Below are 18,828 nucleotides of genomic sequence, written 5' to 3'. Positions count from 1 at the left end.
GTATCTAATTGAAATAAAAAGGGGAGCAAGCTGCTCCCCTGGAAAATTATTTTCCATTAACTTGCCACTGCAAGTGGTTCAGGCTGTAAGTACTGGTGCCAAGCTTGCTGGTACATTTGCTGTGATTGCTTGCGCAACACTTTGATTTTGGCTACTTCGATATCATTCAATTCACGCTGCTCAAGGTTTGCTTGGCGCTCTATGTGCTGAATCGACTCGTAGATGTCGTGCTCAGGGCCACTTTTTATCTCGGCAATGCTATCAAGGTGAAGTTGTACTTCTGCAATTAAGCCTGATTGAGGAAGCTGAACCAACATTTTTAAGTCACGGTAACCAGAAGATGCTGGCTGCTTGAAGCGGTTCTTAGTTTCTACGATAGTGCTCTCACGGCTAAGGTGGTTAAAAGCGTCGACTAAAGAAGAAATGTTATTGGCAACCAGTGTTCCTCGGGCGAGGTCAGTCAGTTTTTCCGGTTGGCCATTGAGTTCAGTGGCGATTTTCTGCTCTGCACGCTGGCGAGACTTAATACCCGGAATGATAGGTTTTGCTTCTGTGTGAAGGCTGACATGAGTCAGTAGTTGCTCCAGCTCTTGCTGGGCTAAATGAGCGTGGTGGTATAGCTCATCGAAGTTATGGTAAGGCTGGCTCAAAGTCTCTTGACGGAAGCTAGGAATTGAAAATAAACCGCTTAGTGAGCGTTGGAAGTTATCCTTGGTGTCTTGTGTTGGGGATGGAAGCTTAAACTCCGAATCAGTAAATTGTGGTACTGCTGCATTGGCAACGGGGCCACGTCCGAAAACACATAACAGAACAAAACAAGTTCTGAACAAAGACTTCGCGATCATTGGATCTCCTTGGTATCACCGCTCTAACTTCAAGCGGTACACGTAAGATATCTGGGCGAAGGCTGGGTTTTCAATATGAACCAAGACGAAAAGTGGGTGGCAAATTATCATCCTGTGACGCGCTTCCCAATCAACAGATTTGCAATGTGATCGAGGCCAAAAATAGAAAGTTATCCTTTTAAGGGCCGTATAGCTGCAAAGTGAGCGTGCTATCACAATTGAATATTTTGTATCCAATAAGAACCTTGTTTTTAGGGGGGAAGCCAGGGTTGTGTAAAGGGAAGAATTACGCTGAGTTTGCACAAAGTGGTAGAATGCGCTGTTGGTGTAATTAAAGAGATGAGTGATGCAACAAAATTTAATGATTATCTTTGCGGCGATTTGGCTGGCAATGGCGGCAGGCAGTTATATGCTGTTTCAAAGAGGGACAGATGTTGCAAGAAAGCGTCGGCTGTGGCCGATATACACCATTGCCAGCAATGTGGTGATCGGCGCAGTGATTGTTTATTTGCAACCACCTATGGCTATGATGCTGGGATTATTGGCGTTTATGGTGCCACTCACTTGGTTGACGATTCGCTCAACCAAGTTTTGTGATGGATGCGGAAACCCATCACGCTCTCCATTTTTCATGAAACCGCCAGAGAAGTGCTCTCATTGCCAGAGAAAACTGTAATTTAAGAGCACATTTACCTTGGGTATATCTAGCCCAATTTCCTAAGCGCAGGCCCTTTCAATCAGTGGGGCCTTATCAAATTGAATACCTTGCCAGCCGTATTTCATAAAATGGCGAATATTCTGGTGGTCATCACCGTCTGGGTTTTGAAGAACATCTATACGGTAGTAATCACCAAAACAGGCGAGGGTTTCAGCTTCAGATAGCTTATTGAGTTTTGCGAATGCAAAGATCCGGCATGATCCTTCATTGGAGCCAGCTTCATTAATCAGGGTGTCATTACCTAGCCCGTTGGTAAAGGGAGTGGGTTGGTAAGAGTAATTCTTCTCAATAGCGCTCATTACTTCAGGAAATGAGACTGAATCTGGCTGGGATTTAAGCTTAGCGAGAAGCGCTTCCATGGCTAATATCCTTCAAATGAGGGGCGAAATGACGAAATCGCCCCCGAGTTACTGGTTGCTATTGGTTGGTTTAGCGGTTACCTGACTTTTTTGCTTGCTGTTTTAACTCAAAATCCAGCTCATCAGGGAATACCACAAGACCATCTTCGTCTTGGTTTGGGAAAATAACGATAGCAAGCTCATCGTCTTCAAGGCCGTATGTCCAGCGGCTGTGCCATTTATTGAGGGAAATCGCTTCTGCTTTGCAGGTTTCCCACTCACCGGTCGCCCAAGACTCGGCAAATTCTTTGTTTGGCCACACAGGTACACAGTCTTCGTCATCGGTATTGAGCATGACACAACCATGTTCATCCGTCAGAATCCAGATTTCGCGGTTACTCACCACTTCTTTCACCAAATACTTGTAGCGCTTTTCAGCGTCATAGCCTTGAATTTGTTCGATTTGGCTTGGATCTAATGGCGTCGACATTCTTATTTTCCTGTAACACATAGTAGTAGCGACATAGCATAGAGGAAAATTAGACTTTAGTCATGAAAATAGCCCCACCTGCGATAGGTAGGGCTGTTTATTGTGGGCTTGGCGAGCAGAGATGTTAGCGCAAGGTATAAGGGACTCGGACAGTAAGCTGAAAATCCGGTGCATCTGCAGTCAAACCTGCACTTACACCCACGTTCAATGTAGTCTCAGGGTTGATGGCATAGTTAGCCCCCATAGAGATCGAATCAAGTTGCAGCAGTTTGGCATCAGCTTGGGTGCTACCGTCAACTTTCGACTTTAGAATAGTTTTGTGGCTAAGGCCTAAGCTGAATGAAAATTTTGGGTTGACGGCAAAGCCCATACCAGCACTGAACCCTACGGTATCGCCAATGTCGATTTCATTACGAGTGACTTCGCCGTCAATTTCGGTTGTGACATCATCTTTGATATTCCACGTGTAACTGAGATTGGCATAGATGACTGCCGGGTCCATCGGCATAATCATAGTCACACTAGGCTCTATGCTGGGGAAGCCAGATCCTGTAGGCAGCTCCTCAAAGCCAAATGTACTATCGACAGGTACATCATAAGGAGAAGTTCCCGTGGTAGTTTTAAATCGCAAGCCTGCGATCCAGTAAGGGGCGGTCTCCATGTTTATTTGGTATTTGAACCCTGCTTCGATGTCGCCCAGATCGCTGCTGTCAAAGGTACGTGTTTCTGCTGAGTCAGCTCCAGAGTTCACACTTCTTTTTGAGATAGAGTCATAACGGTAAACCCAAGGGATCCTGGCCTCAACCTCCAAGCGGTTGGTAATACCGTAGCGACCAGCCAGACCAAAAGTAAGCGTAGTCCTGTCCGTATCGTTAGCCTCTATAAGCCCAACAATCAAAGACGGTAAAACGGTATAACCGACGACAGATACTGTATTGGAAGAGTTCTGCGTGAATGAAAAGCTGGTATCTAGTACAAACGATCCTTTTGGTGTCAGCACACCAGGCAAATCAGGGTCAAGGAGATCGCCAAATGTCTGTACTCGTTTAGGTTTTTCGCCAGGTTGAGTGGAGCCTGGTGCTTGATCTGTTTCTGCAGAGACAGCCCCTGAAATCAAAGCAAGAAGCGCGATAAAGCTTTTGTTATTGAAAGTACTCACGATTTCCTCACTTAATACGTTTAGCATACCCAAAAAAGTGTTGATAGTTTTACTTATATATATGCAATAAAAAAATCATATTGCTAGATAAGAAAAGAATAGTAGAGGTGAGAATTATATGGTAATCAAGAATCTTATTATTAGTCTTGTTTTTGAGAAAAAATTGTAGGTTTCTCTTTGATGAGAAAATTAGAAGTGTGTTTATTAGTTGAGAGGGCGTTCTAAATAATGAGAAGAAAAAACAATGTAAATTAATTGAGCTGGAATTCCTAAATTTGAAAAAGTGAGAATGGTTTTCAAATTTTATACCTTATAAGCTGCAGGAATTAAAAGGAAAATTAAATAATGAAAAGGACAAAAAATTATTAAAAATAATACATGGTCATTTCTTGCCAACACTATAGTTAAGTTATCTCGCAAACACATGCGAGTGATTATAAGAAAATAACTACTAAATATATTTGGAGTATGACCATGCGTAAAACACATATCGCACTTTTAGTAGCAGTTGTTAGTTCACCACTTGCGCTAGCGAATGATTATTATAACCCTTACTACCCATCATATGACGATGGCAAAGATGTTGCGGTCTCAGATTCTTTCAACAAAACGATTGATAAGACCTTAACTTTGGATGTTGACAAAGAATATACAGTCGATCACAAATACTACTCAGATGATGACACTCTTTACATGAAAGATGTGAACAACAAATACAATAAAGAGTGGATTGACAATAGCGTCTTTGAGCATACGTCAAACTTCGAGCTGAGTGAAATGCATACCTACAATATTGCCACTTCTAAGCTTGACGGTCATGTTGGATATGCATCTGTCGAGTACGGTGGTGCTTGTTGCGACAAGGGTGGTTATGGCAAAGGCTACGGCTACGGCTCATCTGACCCATCAAGCTTGATGGTAACCCAGTCTAACGACATGACAGGCGCTTTCTCAGGTGCATCAGGTATCAACATTGCAGGTCAGAATGCGGGTAATAACTCTCTGGTACAACAGAGTGCTAGTACTAACGCTGCATTGGCTGGTAATTAATACATAGCTGAGGGCTGCTTCGGCAGCTCTCAGGAGGATGTCATGAAATATTTAACACTGATAGTAGCTGCGCTAATTTCATATAATACAGCTGCTGCTGATGAGTTGGATATTCTAGCAAGCTCTGAGCAGCTGAGTGAAGAATTTATGACCCACTCTCGAGGTGGGGAGTATGAACTAGAATCTGATTATCTTCTCGCTCAGTCAGAGATGTATGGCGATGTTAGTAATAATAGTGCATATAATAATACAACAGGTAACAATGTGCTTGATGGTAATGCGTTAAGCAACTCATCTGGGGTATATAATATCGTACAAAATACCGGTAATAATGTATTAATTCAAAATGCAACCGTAATAAACCTGACATTGAAGTAATTGTTAGTCTATCTATGCTGGCATTTTATGTCAGCAGCCACTTAAATGCTGGTTTCGCAGGGCGCAACAAGAATGCTTCTGGTTTATTTAAATATTTGTGAGATTACAATTAGCAAATGGATTTGACAAACATAATTACAAATTTGGAGTTTAATCATGCGTAAAACAAATCTTATGCTTTTAGCAGCAATTATTGCTTCACCAATGGCCTTTGCTGACGGTTACGACTACGGCTACGGCTACGGCTATGACGATATCGATGATGTCACCATTGAGGGTAGCTTTAATAAAGACTTGACACTTAATGCCGAAGCAAACATCAAAAAAACTTACACAGATAATTACTATGCCGATAAAGATGATGATAAATTAATCATGAAGCATGTCGGTAACCAATATGATTCATTGTACGAAAACAACTCTGAAAAGAAAATTCAGCATGACACAAAAGTCACTATTGAAGTTGAGAAACTGCTAGCTTATTCAAAAATTGACGGTGCGGTCATGGGAACAGAAGTGACATACGGCGGTGCTTGCTGTAAGGGGAGCGCATCCGATATTGTTATCGACCAAACCAATACTATGTACTCTGGCTACCAAGGTGCTTCTGGTATCAACATTGCGGGTCAGAACGTGGGTAACAACTCCATGGTTCAACAAACAACAAGTACAAACGCAGCGCTTGTTGGCTCAGGTGGAGCTACCCTCCCTGGTGGTGGCGGCTCATATTAAGATTAAGGGCCGAAAGGCCCTTTCTTGCTTTGCTTGAATGATATTTTATTGGGTATTGTGTGATAGGCGTGAACATATGAAAAAATCAACTATTCTGCTTATCAGTGCGTTAGCATCATCAAGTGTCTATGCTCTTGACTATTTTCCGTCAAGGGGGGGATACAATGTCAAAGTGAAGTCTTACCAAGATCAACTTTTCGGTGATGTATTTAGACAGCAATATGATTTCAGCTGTGGCTCTGCTGCTGTAGCCTCTTTACTGACATACCACTATGATATCGAATCTCAAGAAAGCACTATTTTTGAATTTATGTTTAAACATGGAGATAAAGACAAGATAGAGAAGCAAGGTTTCTCGATGCTTGACATGAAAAAATATCTTCATTCCATAGGCTTAGATGCAAACGGGTATAATATTCCTCTTGATAAGTTTCATGACTTACGTATTCCGGCAATTACAATTGTTAATTTTGATGGTTATATGCACTTTGTTGTTATAAAAGGCATAAATCAGGAAAATGTCATTTTAGGTGATCCATCAAGAGGAACGCTGTTAATACCAATTAAAGACTTCAAGCAGGTATATAAAGGTACAGTCTTATTAGTTAAAAACAGGGTAGAGCAAGGACGAGGAAGTTTCATCACAGCAGATAATTATAATATATATAACTCATCTCCCATGTCAGAGGCTGTTGTCAGAGACTCACTATCAACGTTTAGTATTACTCTGCCTGGTAGTAATGATTATTAGAGGCTAGTATGAAAAGGTTAACACGATTATTTGTTGCATCAGCGATTGGGGGCTCTGCTCTCATCACACATGCATCGATTGGATTTCTTTCTATCGATGAATTGGGTCTAACGACATTATCAGATGTTGAAATGTCATCGCTTCGAGGTGGGTTTGTTTCCATTAATGATAATGTCATTAATATTGGTTTATCGGTTAAAACCCAACTAAATGGCGAAACGGTCCTTTCGAGCCATGTCGCTGATTTTACAATCAGCAACGGCGTGCTCACTAGTCAAGATGGCACTCAAACCTATGATTATGGCGACCCCCTCAAGATCCTCAGCTACGGTGCAGGTAATGTCGCTAACATTGATACGAAAGATGATGCGATCGGTTATGTCGTTCAAAATACCAAAGACAATGTCTCTATCCAAACCCAGACAATTCTGGATATTGAAGCCGATGTGAAAAACTACAACCGGCAAAGTTTATTCAATCACCGCCTAGAGCACGCGATATTACAGAACGGATATTAAACAGTTTGCATTAAAATTTTGCGGTAATGTACTTTTTTGTCATTGAAAGCATTGTTTTCTTAACAATGCTTTTTTTTATTTCTAGTAAAACTCTTACCAATGATGAAAAGTTCAATTTTTTTTATGTCTTTTTTATTTCTTTAAGTTATTGATAAATAAATGAATTAACTGTACTTTCTAAGGGTTGCAATTGTCTTAATGGAATTTCTTATATTTGAAACGCATCACAACACAAAAATGTCACCTATATTTTCAATACAACCAAAATAAATATAAGTTGATAGAAGGTGACTTCGATGGTGACTCAAAGTCAAAATAAATCAATAGATGGTCGTTTAGTAGCTCTAGGATGTAACTACGAACCTTGGATTGCGCTATTAGAACAATCTGGATGGAAAACCCACTGTTGTTATGATCTACGTACGGTTGATTCAATCTTGGAAGAATACAGTCCGTGTATCTGTGTTGTTGATTTAAGTAATAATGATTTTAGCTTAAACAGCATTTCATTGAGGGCAAATAAAACTAAACAAGTTAAATGGATAGCGATTATCAAAAAGGAACAATTGAAAACCGATGCTATCTGTCAGTTTATTAATAACTTCTGTGTTGATTACTTTACCGTACCTATTCCAAGCAGCCATCTGCTCAGCACTATTGGCCACCAATTGGGGATGCTTGAAATTGAGTCAAGCTCTTGGGTTGAGATCACCTCTCAGCACGACATGGGGCTTTATGGTGAATCAAAATCCATTAAGCAATTACGTGATATGGTCCGCCGTGTTGCGATGACTGAAGTCAATGTATTCCTTACGGGTGAAAACGGTACGGGTAAAGAGTTGATTGCCAAGTCCATTCATAACCTATCAAAGCGTAAAAATACTCCTTTTATTGCGGTTAACTGTGCAGCTTTGAATCAAGATGACGACAATATGGCTCTGCTAGATGGAAGTTATCGTCAGGAAGATGGTACGCCATTTAACGGCACACTCATGCTAGATAACGTTGATGAGTTGTCAAAAGAGATGCAAGAAACATTGTTGGCTTATCTTCAAGCTCCGAGCTGTGAGAGCCTGGAAGGTGAGGCTTCTGGAGATGTGCGTATCATCGCTTCCACAAGTGCCGACCTTGAAGCTGCAGTAGCCAATGGGTTATTTAGCAAAGAGCTGTTTTATCGTCTGAATGTATTCCATATTAAAGTACCAACGCTACGTGAACGTGGTTCAGATATCTTTTTGTTAGCTGAAACCTTTTTGACCAAGTTCGCACGTGAGTACAGCACGATGGCCTCTTCGTTTTCAGAAGATTCGAAGCAGCTGCTATTACGTTATAGCTGGCCTGGTAATGTCCGCGAGTTGATTAACCAGGTTAAGCGAGCTGCTTTGCTAGCAGAAGGTAACGAAGTTAAAGCCGAGCATTTTGATTTACCGAGTAAATCGAACTTGAAACAGAGCTTGCGGAATATCAAAGATGAAGCTGAGAAAGATGTACTGGTAGCTGTTCTAGAAACTCACCGCGGACAAGTGGCGTCAGCAGCAAAAGACTTGGGGGTTTCAAGAGCAACAATGTACAGATTGCTTAATAAGCATAATATTGTACCGGACGTCCGTCATTATAATAATGGATATGCAAGGGATTGAGGTTTAATATTCCTTTTGAAAAAAGACCCGTTCAGGGTCTTTTTTTGTGCATGTGTGCTTTCAGTGTAATTCACCTTCATCGTCTAATGGCGTTACTTTAATCCAAGACGCTTGGCTAGGCGGTGGAGGTTTCCTGCGTCTAGTTCAAGCTCTCTGGCTGTTGCCGCCCAGTTCTGGTTGTTTCGTTGATAGCAGTCATCGATAAACTGGTACTGAAAGTGGTTGGTTGCATCTTTAAGCCCAATACTGGTATCCACTGATATTGGGCTTTTTCCATGCTGTTCGGTGGAGGTATCAGTGCTAGTGGAAGCTAACACTGGTTCCTCTCCAGACTCGGCATAGAAAGCAAAATGCTGAGGTTGGAGTTCAATGAAGTCCAGGTCATTAGATTCAGCCCTTGCCACTACAGATGCCCGGTTGATGGCATGCTCAAGCTCCCGAACATTGCCCGGCCAAGAATACGTACTGAGTTGTACTACAGCATCATGGCTCAAGCGCATGGATTGAATGCCAAGTTTGCTTTTACAGCGTTCCATGAAAAAGCCAGCCAAAAGCAATATATCGTTCTCGCGCTCTCTAAGTGGTGGAGCCATAATGGGAAACACACTCAAACGGTGGTAGAGATCAGCCCTAAATTTCCCTTCTTTCACTTCTTCGTGCAGTAAGCGGTTTGTGGCTGCCACAATTCGGGTGTTCACTTTCAATACGCTATCGTCACCCACTCGTTGCAGATCGCCATATTGTAACACCCGCAAAAGCTTCGCTTGCAAAGCGAGTGGCAGTTCACCCACTTCATCAAGGAAAAGGGTACCGCCATCTGCCATTTCAAACTTGCCCTTGCGATCGCTAATGGCACCGGTAAATGCCCCTTTCACATGACCGAACAATTCGCTCTCAGCAACGGACTCTGGCAGTGCAGCGCAGTTGAGGTAAACCAGTGGCTGTTGGTTTCGGTGTGAAGCTTGGTGGATGGATGCGGCGATAAGCTCTTTACCCACACCGGTTTCCCCAGTGACTAATACTGTTAGCTCTGTCGCAGCAACGGCTTGAATGTGGTTTCTGAGCTCCTCCATGGCCTTAGACTTACCGATCATTTCCACTTTGCCAGTCTGAGGTAGCTTACCGGCTTGGAAATTGGTTGTGCCTTGGGATGTTGGCATGTTCACCACTTGGCTTTCCAGCCTCTCCATTAAGAGTGCGGTATGCAAACTTGCCGCAGCGAGAGCACTGATCACTCTAAGCTCATCATCACTAAATTGGTCAAACTGGTGAGGGTCAAAACCATCGATGGTCAATGCACCAATGAGTGACTCGTTAGCGATAAGTGGGAGGCCAATACACGCATGAACATGGAGGTTCCCTTGATGGCTGGGAATTAGTCCGTCATATGGATCGGGCAGATCACTGTCATGTGGAAAACGGACGATGTCGCCAGCCCTAGCGATGGCTTCCAGTCGAGGGTGTTCATCAATATGAAATTGACGCCCAAGCACTTCTTCATAAAGCCCGTTAATCGCCAGTGGGGAAAAATGTTGGTCTCGGAATGCGAGCAGGGCCGATGAGTCACAGCCAAAAAGAGATTTAATCACAGAGAGTAATCGATCAAACCTGTCCTGGCTGGAAATGCCCTGGGTGAGATCCAATGCAAGCTGGGTTAATTCCTTGGGGGTGTTTTTCATATTGGTAGCGCTTTTCTTATTGGAATATTGTCATTATGACATTTAATTGTTTATTTGACAGTAATCTTAAATTGTCAAAATGACATTGTTCTTATGGTGAATATTTTTAAATTCATCTAAATCAATGATTTAAAAAGTTGGCACGGTCGGTGCAATACCTTAATTAGATTTCGGGTGGCATGTCGCACCCATCGCAATAGATATAGCAATAGATAAGGTATCAAGATGACAATTCACGTTAAAAATAACATTCACTGGGTAGGCCAACGTGACTGGGAAGTGCAAGACTTCCACGGAACAGAATACAAAATGACCAAGGGGACGAGTTACAACAGTTACCTTATCCGTGAAGAAAAAACGGTTCTTGTTGATACTGTAGACCACCGCTTTAGCCAGCAGTTTATCCAAAATCTTGAGATGGAAATCGATCTGGAGCAGATCGACTATATCGTTATCAATCACGCAGAGGAAGATCACTCTGGTGCGCTAACTGCGTTAATGGCTCGTATTCCTAACACACCAATCTATTGTACAGAAAACGCGGTCGATTCCATTGTTGGTCACCATCACCATCCAGAATGGAACTTCCATGTCGTTAAAATCGGCGACACACTAGATATCGGTAACGGCAAGCAACTTATCTTTATCGAAGCGCCAATGCTTCACTGGCCAGATAGCATGATGACTTACCTAACCGGTGATGCTGTGCTTTTCAGTAACGATGCTTTTGGCCAGCATTACTGCGATGAGCGCCTGTTTAACGACGAAGTCGATCAGAATGAATTGATGGAGCAGTGTCTGCGCTACTACTCCAACATCCTTACCCCGTTTAGCGGCTTGGTGACAGCCAAGATTCATGAGGTTCTAAGCTTCAACGTGCCGGTAGACATGATTGCCACTTCGCACGGTATTGTATGGCGTGATAATCCGACCCAGATCGTTCACCAATACCTAGAATGGGCTGATAACTACCAGGAAGATCGCATTACGATCTTCTATGACACCATGTCCAATAACACCCGAATGATGGCGGATGCGATCGCCCAGGGGATCCACGATGTTGATCCTGGTGTTGCCGTCAAAGTGTTTAATGTTTCGCGTCAGGATAAGAATGAAATTCTCGCCAATGTGTTTCGTTCTAAAGGGATCTTGGTGGGTTCATCGACCATGAACAACGTCATGATGCCGAAAGTTGCCGGCATGCTTGAGGAAATTACAGGGCTTCGTTTCAAGAATAAAAAAGCCGGTGCCTTTGGTAGCTATGGCTGGAATGGTGGCGCGGTGGACCGTATACATTCACGCCTCACAGATGCAGGATTTGAGACAACTGTTGGGCTGAAAGCGAAATGGAAACCTGATGGCAAAGCGATGCGTGAGTGTCGTGAACATGGCCGTATGATTGCTAAACAATGGGCATTGAAAACCTTGCCGCCGGTTCAACCATTGGAAACTCAACCTCAACAACCAGTTATACAAGAAGAGCTTAAACAAGAGCCGAAGAAAGAAACTGTTGAGTTTGACGATGCCGCGCCACTTGTGGTCACAGAGCCAGCACCAGCAGAACAATCAATGTCAGATAATCAGAAGATGCTGTGCACCATTTGTAACTGGATCTACGACCCTGCAGTGGGTGAGGTGAATCAAGGGATTGAAGTTGGCACTTGCTGGTCTGATATCCCTGAGAGCTTCTTATGCCCAGAGTGCGGTTTGGGCAAAGATGTTTTCGAACCGGTGAAAGGGGCGTAAATCATGGTACAACCCCTAGTAATAATTGGTAGTGGCTTTGCCGCTTACCAACTGGTTAAAGCAATTCGTCGCCAAGATAAGGCGATGCCAATCCAGGTGTTTACGGCTGACGACGGCCATGACTATAACAAACCTGATTTGAGCAACGTATTGTCTAAAAAACAAACGGCGCGTGATTTGATTCGGATGAGCGGACAAGACTTTGCTCAAGAACACCAAATCGAGTTGCATGCCAATTGTCATGTTGAAGCTGTTAATACCACACAACAGTACCTTGAAGTGGATGGGAAGCGTTACCAATATGGAAAATTAGTCCTGGCAACAGGTGCTAAGGCTTTTGTTCCGCCTATCAGTGGTGATGCGGCAGATCGAGTATTAACGCTAAATAGCCTATCGGAATACGAGGGTGCAGAAAATACCTTGCAGCAAGCAAATCGCATTGCTGTCATCGGTGGCGGTCTTATCGGAACTGAGTTGGCGATGGATTTTGCCACTAGTGGCAAGAGCGTTGTTGTTATCGACCCGTGCCAAGCCTTGATGGCCAATCAGCTGCCGGAGTTGGTTGCCATAAAGCTTGAAAGGGTGATGGCTTCCCAAGGCACATCAATCTGCTTATCTGACAAGGTTGAAAGCATATCATCAGTATCGGCATCGGCATCGGCATCGGCATCGGCACCGACTGCATCGATACATGTTGAGCTGGCATCGGGTAAGGTGCTCGAGGTTGATGCGGTGATTTCAGCTGCGGGCTTAAAGCCTAACACGCAACTAGCAGTAAATGCTGGTCTTAAGGTTAACCGAGGCATCGTGGTTGATGAGTATCTGCAAACCTCCAATAGTGATGTCTATGCCCTTGGTGACTGCGCCGAGATAAATGGCAATGTATTGGCCTATCTGCAACCGGCTTTGTTGAGTGCCAATGCATTAGCCAAAACTCTGCTAGGCCAACCAACCGTGCTTGTGCTGCCAAACATGATGGTAAAAGTTAAAACGCCAGCGTTTCCTATTCAGCTTGCAGGGCAGAATGTCGGCCGGAATGACAGTGATGCTTTGAGTTGGCAGATAGAAGCTAATGCATCCGGTAGTACTGTAAAAACATTGGATGAAAATGGGCAGTTAACCGGTTATGTGGTTACCCAGCAGCATTTACCTAATGCATTCCCGTTGTTGAAAGAATTAAACAGTTAATATAATTAGTTGAAAATTAAGTAGAGGTTTCTATGATCCATCAAAGCATGAGCCATCAAAGAATTTCCGCGCACTGGACAGTTCAGCGTTCTACGCCTTTCTTTACCAAAGATAATGTTCCACCTGCTTTACTTAGTCACCATAATACTGCGGCAGGTGTATTTGGTCAGCTGTGTGTTATGGAAGGGACAGTTACCTATTATGGTTTCGCCAACAGTGAAGCAACAGAGCCAGAGCTGAAGGTGGTTATCAATGCCGGGCAATTCGCAACAAGCCCACCACAATATTGGCATCGCATTGAGATGAGTGATGACGCCCAGTTCAATATTAACTTCTGGTCAGAAGGGGATAAATCGGGCCAGCCAATGTTCCACGCCAAGAAATCAGACTAACTCTGGTTATGGTCCCTTAAGAAAGCAGCCCGGTTATTGCCGGGCTGTTTTTTTTAGGGGTACTTTTTTTTTGCGATACATTGCTGATCGCACCATAGAGCAGTAACAGATCTCAGGCATTAAAATTAGCCAGGTATTTTCTTACCTTCTGTGACAATGTCACTTTTTGGGTGTTCTCGATAAAACTGGCTTCGATGGCATTGAGACTGAACTGGGCGATCTGCTGATGGCTGATTGGGTGTGCATCGACTACCGCAACAAAGTTGTCGGTCATATACCCGCCAAAGTAGGCTGGATCGTCCGAGTTGATCGTGACACAAAGCCCAGTTTCAAGCAGATCAACAATATTGTGTTGCTCCATATTGTCGAACACCTTGAGTTTTATATTGGAAAGCGGGCAGACAGTCAGGGGCATCTGGCTCTCAGCAAGCTGTCTGACCAATTCTGTGTTTTCAACACAGCGCACTCCATGATCAATGCGACTGATACCCAGCATATAAATGGCATCAAGTATATTTTGGGCTGGGCCTTCTTCGCCTGCATGGGCAACGGTTAGGAAGCCAGCCTCTCTGGCAGACTGGAAGACACGGGCAAACTTTTCTGGTGGATGACCCAGCTCAGAGGAGTCCAAGCCTACAGCGATGATCTTATCTTTAAAAGGCATCGCTTGTTCTAGTGTTTCAAAGGCTGCTTCTTCATCAAGATGACGTAAGAAACACATGATCAATTGGCTTGAAATATCTAGCTGAGATTGGGCTTGGTCGAGCGCTCGAGTGATGCCGTTGATCACTGTTTCGAAGGCAATTCCACGCTCGGTATGGGTTTGCGGATCAAAGAAGATCTCGGTATGGATTACATTGTCCTCACGACAACGCAATAGGTAGGCCCAGGTAAGATCAAAAAAGTCCTGCTCTGTAATGAGTACATTGGCGCCTTGGTAGTAAATATCTAAAAATGATTGCAGGTTATGGAATTGGTAGGCATCGCGTACTGCTTGGGGGGACGAAAACGGGATGTTCACCTTGTTGCGCTGTGCTAACTCAAACATTAATTCAGGCTCAAGCGTGCCTTCGATGTGCAGGTGTAGTTCTACTTTAGGTAATCCTTGAATAAAGTCTTTCATATCAAGCCCTTATTATAATTCTAAACAAGCCTTACAGTGGTAGGCGTATGGATTGTGGAGTATTAAGGTGCTTTTCTGTCGTGTCGGATACTGACATACAAAGAGAAAAGCACACATGCGCTTAACTCTTCGTAATCAGAATTTTACGGATTCTGGTAGAGACCCCCATACCATATCAATGGGGTTATACGAAGCCGTTTGCTTATTACAATTAGTGTAGTAATAAATCACAAAATAGTGCAAGCAAACGTTTCCGTGATCATCGCATAGGGAGGATGCTGATGCCAAGGCCTTTTAGTTCGCTATCCAGCTTTCAACATTTTCTTTTTTAGGTACGCTGCCCTTGTGTACAACTACTTCGTCGATGACGACTGCGGGTGTCGACATCACTCCGAATGCCATGATTTGGGCCATGTCTTGCACTTTCTCCAATTCAAACTCGACGCCTTTCTGCTGGAATACATCATTAATGAGTTCGGCAGTGACTTCGCAGTTTTTACAACCAGAGCCGAGTACTTTTACATTTTTCATATTTTGGTTCCTTGTTAAATAGTGACTACAAAATGGGGAAAGTGGCATTGAACACCCAGCCAATCACGGTGAATGCCACCAATAAAACAGCAAGCAGTGTGGCAAGTAGGCGCCACTGCATGACTTGCTTTAGCAAAATGAATTCAGGGAAGCTCGCGGTAACCGTACTCATGCAAAAAGCCAGGGTAGTCCCTATGGGTAATCCGTTAGTAATTAGGCTTTCCATGACGGGAATAACACCGGTAGCATTTGAATAAAGCGGGATGCCGAGCACAACAGCAGCTGGAACCGACCACCATTGGCCAGCACCGAGGTATGACTCTATCAAGCCTTCTGGGACGAAGCCGTGTAGGGCTGCACCGAGTCCGACTCCGATGAACACCCACTTCCATACCCGGCTGAATATGGTTACCACTTCCTGTTTGGCGAAACTGTGTCTTTCTGCCAACGATAAAGGGGGGAAGTGGGCTTCAGCCTCTGTAGTATCCACCTTGCTTTGAGTTCCATTTCGTTGTGTTATCTGCCCTTGTTTTAGGGCATTCGCTGCAAAAGGTTGTAGCCAGCGCTCAGCCTTAATCGCATCGAGGAAAATTCCGCCCAATATCCCAACCGACATTCCCAGCGCAATATAGACAAGGGTAAACTTCCAGCCGAGAAGGCTCACCAGCAGTAACACCGCGACTTCATTAATCAGCGGTGATGTAATGAGAAAAGCCATAGTGATCCCCAAAGGGATCCCCGCTGAGGTGAAACCCAGGAAAACAGGAATGCTCGAGCAGGAGCAAAATGGGGTAATGGCACCAAAGAGCGAACCTAATGAATACCCAAGCGCTCGGTGTTTACCGGCGAGGTAGTCCCTCACCCGCTCGACGTTGAGAGAAGCCCGAATTAATGCAATGGCGTAAATCATCACTAGCAACAGGGCAAAAATCTTGAGCGTGTCGTCAATGAAAAAGTGCAGGGCTCCGGCGAGCTGAGTGTCAGGTGATAGACCCAATACCGAATACACTGCCCATGAGGCGATATCGGTGAAAACTTGGAACATACGTCGTCCTTAGCAAAATGACTAACTACTGATAAAGACGAAATAGGCTAGAAAAGGATGCGTATTTTTTTAGAAATATTGAAAAAGCCCCCTAAGCGAGTAGAAGGGGTGGGGAATATCCCCAAATAAACGGCTTTTTCAATGACTCTAAATGTTATTTGATACCTTTTCGGGCGTACTTTACGTGGATTTCTTTCTCAGGTGTGGGTTTCAGTTATTCATTATTATCGTGAGAGCTACCACAGATTAAGTGCGGCAAATCTTTTTGTTGGCTAGGCTGATAACAGGCGTTGTTAGATAGGGCTTAATATGAAAAAACAGCTGAAGGTGGTCGTAACAGGCGGGCCGGGTGGTGGCAAAACCACAGCACTGGACTTGTTTCGCAGGGAGTTTGGTAACAAAATTGCTGTTGTCCCTGAGGCGGCAACCGTCCTTTTTTCTGGTGGGATCACGCGATCTAAAGATGAGCAAGTACTCAAAATGATCCAGAAGACCATCTTCCAACTGCAGAAAAACCTGGAAGATATCAATAAGGCTCATCATCCAGACCGATTGTTGGTTTGTGACCGTGGCTCACTGGATGGTTTAGCCTATTGGCCGGGAAACGAAAAAGACTTCTTCAAGCAGGTGAACTCAACCTTTGAAGAGGAAATATCCCGTTATGATGCGGTGATTTTTTTTGAGTCTGCGGGTGCTACAGGCCATGACATTAGCAGTAATAATCCAGTACGGAGTGAATCTTCAGAGCAGGCGGCACGATTGGATGTAGCCCTACAAAATATTTGGGCTAGGCACCCAAATTTCTATTTTGTCGGTAGCTCTGAGTCATTTGTCAGAAAAATCATGTTTGGCATCATGACGATTGAGAATGTGATAAACCGGTATCAGCGGGAATAGGCGAATCGTCAATCCTGCTCAAGTGTTGACTTACTAAGCCTTAAGTTAAGTAGCGACATACCACCGACCATCAGGAAGATCAGGGTTGCAATTGCACCGGCTAATCCGAAGTCCTGTCCCCCTCCGCCTTCAAAGGCGATACGGTATGTATAACTGACTAGCAAATCGGTATAGCCTGCTGGCTCTGAGGTACCAACCATGTTTGGTCCGCCTGCAGTCAGGAGTTGGATCATTACGAAGTTGTTGAAGTTGAAAGCGAAACTTGCAATTAACAATGGCGTTAACGGCTTGATCAACAATGGCAGTGTGATCATGAAAAAATTATGTATTGGGCCAGCTCCGTCAATGGCGGATGCTTCGTACAAGTCTTCGGGAATCGACTTCAAGAGCCCCATACACAGGATCATCATATAAGGGAAGCCAAGCCAGGTATTAACCAGTACGACCATAAACCGGGCCAGGGTAGGCTCTGAGAACCATGACGGTTTGATACCGAACATGGCATCGAGCATCATATTGATTTCACCAAAGCTTTGGTTAAACAAACCTTTGAAGATAATGATAGAAATAAATGAAGGGACTGCGTATGGCAGAATTAATAATACCCGGTAAAAACCACTGCCTTTTAAAGGTTCCCACTGAACAATGCAGGCCAAGATCATCCCTAGGGCCAGTGTCAGGGCTACTGACAAAAAAGCAAAAACAACAGTCCAGATGAAAATCCCAATGAAAGGCTCTTTGATTCCGTCATCGGTCATGACACGTTCGAAGTTGGCACCTCCTACACTCACTACAAAGCCAGGTGAAATGGATTCACCGACAAAGTTGCCCTCATTATCAATAGGCTGATAAAAGCCCGTTTCCAAGTTGGGTTTATAGCGCTGCTGATTTTGATTATTCAGCAAGCTTAGGCCATCCTCCTCGACGGTGAAGAGAGGTGTTTCGGCTGCAAACCTTCTCAAGCCGCTCATGCGGATATGTTCACCGTTTGGCATTATTAACTCAATCTTGTTCAGGTTTGAGCGATTCTGGACGATGGTACGAATGATTTCTTTTTCACCCGATGCAGCATCAATCTCCTGCAGTTTCATGAAATCGTCTGCTGGTGGGTTTGAAATGTCGAACACCTCCGAAGCAAAGAGGGCATTATCAGCCTTGATAATTAGTTGGTGACCAGTATCCAGCTTGTAGAGATCGAATAGGTAGCTCTTGCCTGACTGGAAGCTGCGCTGCAACAGAATAGTTTGAGCCCTGTCTAGCGTTAGTTGGTTCGAAGCACTGTAGTTAGTAAATGAAAGTCCAATGGTATAAACCAGAGGAAAAATGATAAATACCAGCATCCCGACAACCCCCGGGAAGATATAGCGGTGAGCGTATGTTCTTTTACTTCCAAAAATGTAGAGGCACAGTGTAGTGATGACAACCGTAAGAAGTGCAAAAGGGATTTCGCCTTGTGCATACATCAATACGGTCGCATAACCGTTTACAGTGCCGATTAGTCCAAGTAGTGACCATTTTAGCCACCAACGGACTTCGAACTTGGATCTTTCTTGCTGTGATTTCAAACGCTAGCCACCTTGTTATAAATACAGGGGGAAACTTTCACTT

19 protein-coding genes, 1 pseudogene and 1 riboswitch are annotated in these 18,828 nt (G+C 43.9%); of the genes and pseudogenes, 11 read left to right on the top strand and 9 right to left on the bottom strand.

The genetic code is table 11. The features are described from left to right. Positions 1–56: 56 nt before the first annotated feature. Entirely contained in the window at positions 57–845 is a 789-nt protein-coding gene (locus tag R2X38_RS15035) for a phosphoribosylglycinamide formyltransferase (RefSeq protein WP_317523116.1), read from the bottom strand. A 346-nt stretch (positions 846–1,191) separates the two neighbouring features. On the opposite strand from R2X38_RS15035, the gene R2X38_RS15030 reads away from it, so the two are divergent. Beyond that, positions 1,192–1,521 (top strand): hypothetical protein, encoded by a 330-nt coding sequence (locus tag R2X38_RS15030; RefSeq protein WP_317523115.1) that lies wholly within the window; start codon positions 1,192–1,194, stop codon positions 1,519–1,521. A 41-nt stretch (positions 1,522–1,562) separates the two neighbouring features. On the opposite strand, the gene R2X38_RS15025 is transcribed toward R2X38_RS15030, so the two are convergent. The 3 genes from R2X38_RS15025 to R2X38_RS15015 form a co-directional block, all read right to left on the bottom strand. Next, positions 1,563–1,922, bottom strand: a complete 360-nt coding sequence (locus tag R2X38_RS15025; RefSeq protein WP_317523114.1) for a HopJ type III effector protein — start codon at positions 1,920–1,922, stop codon at positions 1,563–1,565. 70 nt (positions 1,923–1,992) lie between these two features. After that, complete coding sequence (locus R2X38_RS15020) at positions 1,993–2,391, bottom strand: DUF2750 domain-containing protein (RefSeq protein ID WP_317523113.1); 399 nt, start codon at positions 2,389–2,391, stop codon at positions 1,993–1,995. A 124-nt stretch (positions 2,392–2,515) separates the two neighbouring features. Further along, the gene (locus tag R2X38_RS15015; protein WP_317523112.1) at positions 2,516–3,550 is read right to left on the bottom strand and encodes a transporter; all 1,035 of its coding nucleotides are present in this window, start codon (positions 3,548–3,550) and stop codon (positions 2,516–2,518) included. Between the two features lie 474 nt (positions 3,551–4,024). Here R2X38_RS15015 and R2X38_RS15010 point away from each other — a divergent pair, with 474 nt between their 5' ends. From R2X38_RS15010 to R2X38_RS14985, 6 genes are all read left to right on the top strand, one after another. Continuing rightward, positions 4,025–4,600, top strand: coding sequence for a hypothetical protein (locus tag R2X38_RS15010; protein ID WP_317523111.1), 576 nt, complete (start codon positions 4,025–4,027; stop codon positions 4,598–4,600). Between the two features lie 42 nt (positions 4,601–4,642). Beyond that, entirely contained in the window at positions 4,643–4,978 is a 336-nt protein-coding gene (locus tag R2X38_RS15005; RefSeq protein ID WP_317523110.1) for a carbon storage regulator, read from the top strand. 156 nt (positions 4,979–5,134) lie between these two features. After that, positions 5,135–5,710, top strand: a complete 576-nt coding sequence (locus R2X38_RS15000; RefSeq protein WP_317523109.1) for a hypothetical protein — start codon at positions 5,135–5,137, stop codon at positions 5,708–5,710. 76 nt (positions 5,711–5,786) lie between these two features. Beyond that, positions 5,787–6,461, top strand: coding sequence for a C39 family peptidase (locus R2X38_RS14995; RefSeq protein WP_317523108.1), 675 nt, complete (start codon positions 5,787–5,789; stop codon positions 6,459–6,461). Between the two features lie 8 nt (positions 6,462–6,469). Next, positions 6,470–6,979, top strand: a complete 510-nt coding sequence (locus tag R2X38_RS14990) for a hypothetical protein (RefSeq protein ID WP_317523107.1) — start codon at positions 6,470–6,472, stop codon at positions 6,977–6,979. A 296-nt stretch (positions 6,980–7,275) separates the two neighbouring features. After that, positions 7,276–8,619: a sigma-54 dependent transcriptional regulator gene (locus R2X38_RS14985; RefSeq protein WP_317523106.1), complete on the top strand. Its 1,344-nt coding sequence runs from the start codon at positions 7,276–7,278 to the stop codon at positions 8,617–8,619. A gap of 92 nt (positions 8,620–8,711) precedes the next feature. Here the strand turns inward: R2X38_RS14985 and norR are convergent, their stop codons facing one another. Continuing rightward, the gene (gene norR, locus R2X38_RS14980; protein ID WP_317523105.1) at positions 8,712–10,298 is read right to left on the bottom strand and encodes a nitric oxide reductase transcriptional regulator NorR; all 1,587 of its coding nucleotides are present in this window, start codon (positions 10,296–10,298) and stop codon (positions 8,712–8,714) included. A 225-nt stretch (positions 10,299–10,523) separates the two neighbouring features. Here norR and norV point away from each other — a divergent pair, with 225 nt between their 5' ends. The 3 genes from norV to R2X38_RS14965 are packed head-to-tail and all read left to right on the top strand — an operon-like array spanning position 10,524 to position 13,624. After that, positions 10,524–12,044: an anaerobic nitric oxide reductase flavorubredoxin gene (norV, locus tag R2X38_RS14975; protein ID WP_317523104.1), complete on the top strand. Its 1,521-nt coding sequence runs from the start codon at positions 10,524–10,526 to the stop codon at positions 12,042–12,044. Between the two features lie 3 nt (positions 12,045–12,047). Next, positions 12,048–13,232 carry an NADH:flavorubredoxin reductase NorW gene (gene norW / locus R2X38_RS14970; protein WP_317523103.1) on the top strand — a complete coding sequence of 395 codons (1,185 nt, stop codon included), beginning with the start codon at positions 12,048–12,050 and terminating at the stop codon, positions 13,230–13,232. 47 nt (positions 13,233–13,279) lie between these two features. Next, positions 13,280–13,624 carry a DUF1971 domain-containing protein gene (locus R2X38_RS14965; protein WP_317523262.1) on the top strand — a complete coding sequence of 115 codons (345 nt, stop codon included), beginning with the start codon at positions 13,280–13,282 and terminating at the stop codon, positions 13,622–13,624. Between the two features lie 112 nt (positions 13,625–13,736). On the opposite strand, the gene R2X38_RS14960 is transcribed toward R2X38_RS14965, so the two are convergent. The 3 genes from R2X38_RS14960 to R2X38_RS14950 all read right to left on the bottom strand — a co-directional run bounded on the left by R2X38_RS14960 (position 13,737) and on the right by R2X38_RS14950 (position 16,323). Then, positions 13,737–14,747, bottom strand: a complete 1,011-nt coding sequence (locus R2X38_RS14960; protein WP_317523102.1) for an adenosine deaminase — start codon at positions 14,745–14,747, stop codon at positions 13,737–13,739. 112 nt (positions 14,748–14,859) lie between these two features. Next, positions 14,860–14,959: riboswitch (purine riboswitch) on the bottom strand. A gap of 82 nt (positions 14,960–15,041) precedes the next feature. Continuing rightward, entirely contained in the window at positions 15,042–15,278 is a 237-nt protein-coding gene (locus R2X38_RS14955; RefSeq protein WP_317523101.1) for a thioredoxin family protein, read from the bottom strand. 25 nt (positions 15,279–15,303) lie between these two features. Continuing rightward, the gene (locus R2X38_RS14950) at positions 15,304–16,323 is read right to left on the bottom strand and encodes a permease (protein ID WP_317523100.1); all 1,020 of its coding nucleotides are present in this window, start codon (positions 16,321–16,323) and stop codon (positions 15,304–15,306) included. A gap of 309 nt (positions 16,324–16,632) precedes the next feature. Here R2X38_RS14950 and R2X38_RS14945 point away from each other — a divergent pair, with 309 nt between their 5' ends. Continuing rightward, positions 16,633–17,220 carry an AAA family ATPase gene (locus R2X38_RS14945; protein WP_317523099.1) on the top strand — a complete coding sequence of 196 codons (588 nt, stop codon included), beginning with the start codon at positions 16,633–16,635 and terminating at the stop codon, positions 17,218–17,220. 8 nt (positions 17,221–17,228) lie between these two features. Here R2X38_RS14945 and malF read toward each other — a convergent pair. Beyond that, positions 17,229–18,763: pseudogene (malF, locus tag R2X38_RS14940) on the bottom strand (maltose ABC transporter permease MalF); the annotation flags it as partial. Between the last annotated feature and the right edge of the window lie 65 nt (positions 18,764–18,828).

The organism is Photobacterium rosenbergii (assembly GCF_033022775.1).
In the GTDB taxonomy this organism is placed as follows: domain Bacteria; phylum Pseudomonadota; class Gammaproteobacteria; order Enterobacterales; family Vibrionaceae; genus Photobacterium; species Photobacterium rosenbergii_A.
Note: the sequence above shows the minus strand (reverse complement) of the source record. Positions and strands in the feature narration are given on the sequence as shown.